We start from the raw sequence: 7063 nt of genomic DNA on the forward strand, positions 1-7063 counted from the left end.
TCTCGGGGGCCGGGCCGCCGCACCGGTGTCCGAATGTGACAGGGAACCGTCATTGCGGCCACCCGCGCGGTTGACGACGATGGACCCATGTCCACCGCACACCGCGTCGTCATCGCGGTCTTCCCCGGCGTCGATCTCCTCGACGTCTCAGGCCCCGCCGAGGTCTTCGCCCTGGCCAACAGGGTGTCCGGGGGCCGTCCCCGCTACGAGGTGCGGCTCGCCGGGCCCGAGGCGGGCGAGGTCCGGACCTCGGCGGGGGTGCGGCTGCTGACCGACCTGGCCTTCGGCGAGGTGGGGCGGGAGGTCGACACCCTCCTGGTCCCCGGTGCGGTCGACATCACCGACGAAGGGCCCGTCGCCCGGATCGACGCGGACATCGTGGCCTGGGTGAAGGAGACGGCCCCGCACGCCCGCCGGGTGGCGTCCGTGTGCGTCGGCGCGCATCTGCTCGCCGCCGCCGGGCTCCTGGACGGCATGACGGCGACCACCCACTGGTCGACCGCCGCCCAGCTCGCCGCCGCGCACCCGGAGGTCACGGTCGACGCGGACCCGATCTTCGTCCGCGCGGACCGGGGCCGGGTGTGGACCGGCGCCGGCATCAGCGCCTGCCTGGACCTCGCGCTCGCCCTGGTGGCCGAGGACCTGGGCGAGGACGTCGCGCTCGCCGTGGCACGCCAGCTGGTGATGTACCTCAAGCGGCAGGGCGGCCAGAGCCAGTTCTCCGTACCCCTGAGCAGACCGGCCGCCTCCCGGCGCGAGATCGACGCGCTGCGGCTGTGGGTCGTGGACCACCTCGACCAGGACCTGTCCGCACCGGTGCTCGCGGCGCGGATGTGCCTGAGCGAGCGCCACTTCGCCCGGGTCTTCAAACAGGAGACCGGAGTCTCCCCGGCCGCCTATGTGGAGTCCGCCCGCGTCGAGGCGGCCCGCAGGCTCCTGGAGACCACCGACGACCCGCTCGACCGGGTGGCGTCCGCCGCCGGTTTCGGGTCGGCGGAGACCCTGCACCGGGTGTTCCGACGGCAGATCGCCACCACACCGGCCGCCTACCGCCGCCGCTTCCGCACCCACGCGGCCTGACCGCGCCCGACACCCCCGGCACCCCGACTCCCCGTACCCGGCACGGCGGACGGCTCCGCCCTGCCTGCCCACGCCCACGAGAAAGGCACCCGCCATGACCACCACCCGCCCCTCCGCCACGCTCCGCGAGGTCTCCGGCCTGGACGACCGGCTGCCCCGGCTGAGCGAATCCGTCCTCATCCTCATCGACGTCCAGAACACCTACCGCACCGGCGTCATGGCCCTGGAGGGTGCCGAGGAGGCCGTCGCGGCCTGCGCGCGCCTCCTGGACCGGGCCAGGGCCGCCGGCACGCCGGTGGTCCATGTCATCCACGACGGCGGCGAGGGCTCCCCGTACGACATCCGCGAGCACATCGGCGCCCTCAGCGACGAAGTGGCGCCCCGGGAGGGCGAGGCGGTGGTCGTCAAGCAGTTCCCGAACTCCTTCCACCGCACGGAGCTGGAGAAGACCCTCACCGCCCTGGGCGCGGAGCCCGGCAGCGGCAAGGACCTGGTGCTCGCCGGGTTCATGGCCCACATGTGCGTCGCCCACACCGCCCAGGGCGCGTTCAACCTCGGCTACCGGCCCGCCGTCGTCGCCGAGGCCACGGCCACCCGCAGCCTGCCCGCGCCCGACGGCACCGTGGTCCCGGCCGGCACCCTGAAGGCCGCCGCGCTCACCGCCGTGGCCGACCTCTTCGCCCCGGTCGCCGCCACGGTGGACGACCTCCCCGCCTGATCGCCCGCCCCCGGCGGCGGCCTCAGCGTTCGACCGACGTCGTCGTGAAGCGGTCGCCGCAGACACGGATCTGCGGGTCGCGCAGCGTCAGCGCCTCCTTGGAGCCCGGCGGGTACACCCGCAGGTAGGCGGCCTGCTTCCAGCAGCCGCCGTCCGCGATGCCCTGGTTCAGGGTGTGCAGCACGACGTGCGCCGTCCTGCCGGGAGCCAGCACGGTCGCCCCGTGCGAGGCGCCGTCACGCTCGGCCGGAGCGCCGACGACGGCGCCGTCGCGCTGGATCAGGGACACGCCGGGGAAGCCGTTCAGGGCGCAGGAGTGCCCGGACTTGTTCACGAACGTGAGCTCGTAGTACACCTGGCCGGCGCCCCCGTCGCCGCGTTTCACGCTCATGCCCAGGCCCTCGGCCGGGCACCGGCCGGGGCCGGAGGCGTCGGCCCCGGACCCGCCGGACGCGGCGGGGGAGGAGGGGGCCGGCGCCGGGGGCGAGGAGGCCGGGCCGGACGGCTGGGGCGAGGTCCGGGCGGGGCCCGTCGTCGCGGCGTGGGCCGCGGGCGAGGCCGCGTCCTTTGATCCGGAGCCGTCGTCGCAGCCCGCCGCGACGAGGGCGAACGACATCATCGCGACGGGCACGACGAGGCGTCGGCGGAGCGTACGCGCTCTCCCCGCCGACTCGCGCCCTCGCGGACGGGGCGTGTGTCCGAACGGTGCGGGGGTGGCGGTGGTGCGAGAAAGTGAGCCCATAACGGACGCGTGCTCGATTTCCTGTGGGTCCAACCTGATGATCTGGCAAAAAAAACGCCGGGAAACGTCAGTCGTCCTCGAACCGCCCCCGTCCAGCCCTTCCAGTTCCGCCAGGAACTCCGAGGCCGCCGCCGCGTACGCCGGGCAGGTCCGGACCTCCACGCGCGAGGGCGTTCCGGCGGGCGGCCCACAGGCCCAGGTCGTTCGCGTGCTTCCCGTTCCGGCTCGCCGGGTCGAGCCGTTCCGCGATCCTCGCCCCGGGGGTCACTCCGGATTCGGCCGGGCCACCGGCAGCCCCGCCGCCCGTGCTGCCTGTGCCAGCACCTCGCGGAGCATCGCCGGGGTGAGCCGGCCGGTGAAGACGTTGCGCTGGCTGACGTGGTAGCAGCCGAACACCGTCAGCGGGTCGCCCGCCCCGTCGGCCGGTTCCAGCGTCGTACGGGCGCCGTGACCGAACACCGGCCTGGGCCGGGGAACCCGCCGCCCGGCCCGCTCCAGCGCGGCCAGGGCCGCCTGCCAGCCGAAGCCGCCGAGCACGACGACCGACCGCACCGTGGGCCGCAGCAACTGGAGCTCCCGGGCCAGCCACGGCCGGCACGTGTCCCGCTCGCCCGGCGTCGGGCGGTTGGCGGGCGGCGCGCAGTGCACGGGGGAGGTGACCCTGACCCCGTACAGTTCGAGCCCGTCGGTCAGGCCGGTCACCGTGGGCCGGGAGGCCAGCCCCAGCTCGTACAGCGTGGCGTACAGCAGGTCACCGGCCCGGTCGCCGGTGAACATCCTGCCCGTCCGGTTCCCGCCGTGCGCGGCGGGCGCCAGGCCCGTGATGGCCAGGGATGCGTCAGAGGGCCCGAAGCCGGGTACGGGACGGGCCCAGTACTCCCAGTCGCGGAACGCGGGGCGCTTGATCCGGGCCGTCTCCTCCCGCCACTCCACGAGGCGCGGGCAGGCGCGGCACGTGACCAGCCGCCCGTCGAGCTCGGGCAGCGTACGGGAGCGGGCGGCGGCCCGTTCGGGGTAGTCCTCGGCGGTGCACATGATCGACCCGCTTCCACGTTCCTGATTCCGCCCGGTGGCGCGTTCACCGAAATGAGCGTACCCAGGGCGAAAGGGGCCATGGCCGTGAAATCGGCCCGGCCGGGACCGGAAAAGCGAAAGGAAGCCGGACCATGAAGGATTTCGCCGTCGGGGACCATGTGCGATGGAACTCCGAAGCCGGTCACGTCGAAGGCGTCATCACCGGGAAACACACCAGTGACGTCGAATTCAAGGGCCGCACCCGGCGCTGCAGCAAGGACGAACCGCAGTACGAGATCAAGAGCGACAAGACCGGGCACCTCGCCATGCACAAGGGCAGCGCGCTGAAGAAGACCTGACGGACGGCACGGTGAACAGGATCTGCACGGTCGGCCACTCGACCAGGGAGTTCGGCGAACTGGTGGAGCTGCTGCGCCGGAACGACATCACCCTGCTGGCCGACGTGCGCTCGTACCCGTCGTCCCGGAAACTCCCGCAGTGGAACCAGCGGAACATCATCGACCGCCTGCCGCCGGACATCGGGTACCGGTGGCTCCCGAAGCTGGGCGGCCGCCGCCACACCCCGAAGGGCGTCCCCACCGAGAACGGCGCCTGGCGGGTCAAGGCGTTCCGCGACTACGCCGATTACATGGCGACGGACGCCTTCCGGGAAGGGCTGGACGAGCTGCTGGCACTCGCCGAGGACGCCCGGCCGGCCATCATGTGCAGCGAGGCCGTCCCGTGGCGCTGCCACCGCAGACTGATCACCGACGCGCTGATCGTCGCGGGCGCGGAGGTCGTGGACATCCTGTCGCCCACCTCGACGCGGCCCGCGGTCCTGAACGAGGACGCGCGGGTCCGCGACGGCCGCCTGACCTACCCGCCCCACGGCTGAGAGGCCGCCCCCGACCCGCCGTGCCCGGGCCACGGCCGCAGCTTCTCCGGGTTGCGCACCGCCCAGATGCGGTGCACCCGGCCCCCGGCGAGACCGAACGCGGCCACGGTCACCGTGACCCCGGAGTGCTGGGCGACCAGGCCTGGCCGGCCGTTCACCGTGCGTTCGAGCAGCAGGAGCCCGGGCGCCTTGTCCGCGAAGTGGACCAGATAGCGGGCGACCCGCTCGGCGCCCTCGACCGGGCGCAGGGCCGCTCCGGCCAGACCGCCGCCGTCGGTGACCATCGCCGCCTCCGGGTCGAGGAGACCGATGAGCGCCCCGATGTCCTTGGCCTCCCAGGCGTCCTTGAACTCCCGCACCAGGACCGCCTGCCCGGCGGCCGGGCCCGTCTCGGCGCGGGCGTCGCGGATGCGCCGGCGGCCCGAGGCGGCGAGCTGCCGGCACGCCGGGGCGCTCCGGCCGACGATCTCCCCGACCTCCGCGAAGGGGTACCGGAACACGTCGTGCAGGATGAACGCCACCCGCTCGGCCGGGGTCATGGACTCCAGCACCACCAGGAACGCCATGTTCACGGACTCGTCCAGGGTGACCCGGTCCGCGGGGTCCGCCGGCGCGTCGCCGCCGCCGCCGTCGGCGCGCCCGCCGACCCACTCGGAGCGGTCCGGCAGCGGCTCCGGTATCCACTCGCCGACGTAACGCTCCCGCCTGACCCGCGCCGAGCCCAGCACATCGAGGCACACCCGGCTCGCCACCGTCGTCAGCCACGCCCCGGGCGACTCGACGGCGTCCCGCCGCTCCGGTGGCATCGCGTACCAGCGGGCGTACGTCTCCTGTACGGCGTCCTCCGCCTCGGCGACCGAACCGAGCATCCGGTAGGCGAGGTTCGTCAACTGGCGGCGCTCGCCGATGACGGCGCTCAGGTCCGGCTCGGAAGGTGTGCTCATCTGTGTGACCGCCCCTGGTCGTCGTGTCCGTAACCGCTGCTGACGGTTCGACGGAACAGCGCGCCGGAACGTGAGGTGGACAGCGGCCTCACATTGCGCGGCCCCACGTCGTCGGACCGTTGGGACAGTACCGGTGAGACACCGGCCGTCGGCCCGGCGGGCCGGGTCCGCGGGGTGCCCGGCGCGCGCGAGGAGAGCACTCAGGCCGTTCGCGTCTGGGGGCGCCACTCCACGATCATGATCGTCGCGTCGTCGTTCAGCCGGTCGTGCTGGTACTCGCGGATGGAGTGGATGAGCTGCCGGAGGGCCTCGGAAGCGGGCTCTCCGGCAGCGGTGGCGCGGATGATGGAGGCCGTGAACCGGGCGAGGCCGAAGTGGGTTCCGTCCGCCGTCCGGGCCTCGGTCACTCCGTCGGTGTACAGAACGACGCGGTCCCCTGGCTGCAGCGGAACCTCATGACGCACTCGTTCCGCACCGCCGATCGTCCCGGGGGTGCCCATGGGGGGTTCGGCGGGGCGGTCGAGCGCGTTGTCCAGAACGCGGTGGTCCCGGATCAGCAGGGGCGGTGGATGGCCGCAGTTGATCCAGCTCAGGATGCCGCTGGCCAAGTCCAGTTGCAGGGCGATGCCGGTGCAGAACTGGTCGGGCAGCCACTCGGCCAGCACCTCGTCGACCGTTTTCACGAGCTGCCGCAGCCCCGACCCCCTGCGCCGGGCGCTGCGGCAGCCCGCCATCGCGATCGCGGTGGTCATCCCGGACGCCAGGTTGTGCCCCATCGCGTCGAGGATGACCGCGTGCAGCGTCGACTCCGTCAGCGAGTGGTCGAAGGCGTCGCCGCCCAGCTCGTACGCCGGTTCCAGCACCGCCGTGGACAGTGCCCGCTCCTCACCGACCGCGCGCGGCGGCAGCAGGGCCCGCACCATCTCGGCGGGCAGCGTCATCGTCTCCGTACGGGCCCGCTGCACGAACCGGTCGCTGAACGCGCGCTTCGACGTGATCGCCATCGCCAGGACGGACGCGAGGCTCTGGCACCGCTCCAGCAGCGTCTTGTCCAGGGTGTCCACCTGGACACCGATGACCCCCAGCCGCTCCACCCCGTCCACCAGCGGCAGCCAGACGATCAGCGTCTCGGTGTCCGTCGCCTCCACCCGCAGCGCCACCGAGCGGAAGGCCGAACCCGCCAGGGACCCGTCCACGCGCAGCTGCGCCTCGGCCGAGAGCGGAGTCAGGCGCTGCTGCTGGAGATCGACGATGTAGATCTCGACCCGGCGCAGACCGAGCAGCCCCGCGTACCGGTTGACGAGTGTGGGGATCTCGGTCGGTGCGGTGGCGTGCACCTCGGCCATGAACCCGTGCAGCAGGCGTTCGCCGTCGCTGGTGGGGGAGTACGACATGGGATATCACCCGTCCGGCAGATGTGTGCGCACTGAAGAAGAGCCAACCGCCCGGACACCGGGGGGCGCCAGTCGTGGACGCCATTCGGCGGAGCGCCGGAACTGTGCGGATACGCAAAAGTGGGGGGGGGGGCGGGGGGGGGGCCCCGCGGGCCCCCCCGGGGGGGGGGGCGGGGGGGGGGGGGGGGGGGGGGGGGGGGGGCGCCCCGGTGGTGATCGCGGCGATGACGGCTTCCCTGGCCAGGTGGGAGACGCTCATGTCCCGCCGGTCCTCGG

The 7063-nt window shown here is 73.5% G+C and carries 8 protein-coding genes; 4 read left to right on the top strand and 4 right to left on the bottom strand.

Annotation, left to right across the window (positions count from 1 at the left end; genetic code table 11):
- The first annotated feature begins 87 nt into the window (after positions 1-87).
- On the top strand, positions 88-1080 hold the full coding sequence (locus FKN01_RS14380) for a GlxA family transcriptional regulator (RefSeq protein WP_143620323.1): 993 nt from the start codon (positions 88-90) through the stop codon (positions 1078-1080).
- Positions 1081-1174: 94 nt separating this feature from the next.
- On the top strand, positions 1175-1798 hold the full coding sequence (locus tag FKN01_RS14385) for a cysteine hydrolase family protein (protein WP_143620324.1): 624 nt from the start codon (positions 1175-1177) through the stop codon (positions 1796-1798).
- Between the two features lie 22 nt (positions 1799-1820).
- Here the strand turns inward: FKN01_RS14385 and FKN01_RS33565 are convergent, their stop codons facing one another.
- On the bottom strand, positions 1821-2429 hold the full coding sequence (locus tag FKN01_RS33565) for a DUF4232 domain-containing protein (RefSeq protein WP_313906151.1): 609 nt from the start codon (positions 2427-2429) through the stop codon (positions 1821-1823).
- A 375-nt stretch (positions 2430-2804) separates the two neighbouring features.
- Positions 2805-3575 (bottom strand): uracil-DNA glycosylase, encoded by a 771-nt coding sequence (locus FKN01_RS14395; RefSeq protein WP_143620326.1) that lies wholly within the window; start codon positions 3573-3575, stop codon positions 2805-2807.
- A gap of 131 nt (positions 3576-3706) precedes the next feature.
- On the opposite strand from FKN01_RS14395, the gene FKN01_RS14400 reads away from it, so the two are divergent.
- Entirely contained in the window at positions 3707-3913 is a 207-nt protein-coding gene (locus tag FKN01_RS14400) for a DUF2945 domain-containing protein (RefSeq protein WP_143620328.1), read from the top strand.
- 11 nt (positions 3914-3924) lie between these two features.
- Positions 3925-4449, top strand: coding sequence for a DUF488 family protein (locus FKN01_RS14405; protein ID WP_143620330.1), 525 nt, complete (start codon positions 3925-3927; stop codon positions 4447-4449).
- Here the strand turns inward: FKN01_RS14405 and sigJ are convergent.
- Together sigJ and FKN01_RS14415 are read right to left on the bottom strand one after the other, a co-directional pair.
- Positions 4431-5393 carry an RNA polymerase sigma factor SigJ gene (gene sigJ, locus FKN01_RS14410; RefSeq protein WP_143620332.1) on the bottom strand — a complete coding sequence of 321 codons (963 nt, stop codon included), beginning with the start codon at positions 5391-5393 and terminating at the stop codon, positions 4431-4433. The genes FKN01_RS14405 and sigJ overlap by 19 nt on opposite strands.
- A 200-nt stretch (positions 5394-5593) precedes the next feature.
- Positions 5594-6787: a PP2C family protein-serine/threonine phosphatase gene (locus tag FKN01_RS14415; RefSeq protein WP_143620334.1), complete on the bottom strand. Its 1194-nt coding sequence runs from the start codon at positions 6785-6787 to the stop codon at positions 5594-5596.
- Between the last annotated feature and the right edge of the window lie 276 nt (positions 6788-7063).

This window comes from Streptomyces sp. 130, from assembly GCF_007096885.1.
Lineage (GTDB): Bacteria > Actinomycetota > Actinomycetes > Streptomycetales > Streptomycetaceae > Streptomyces.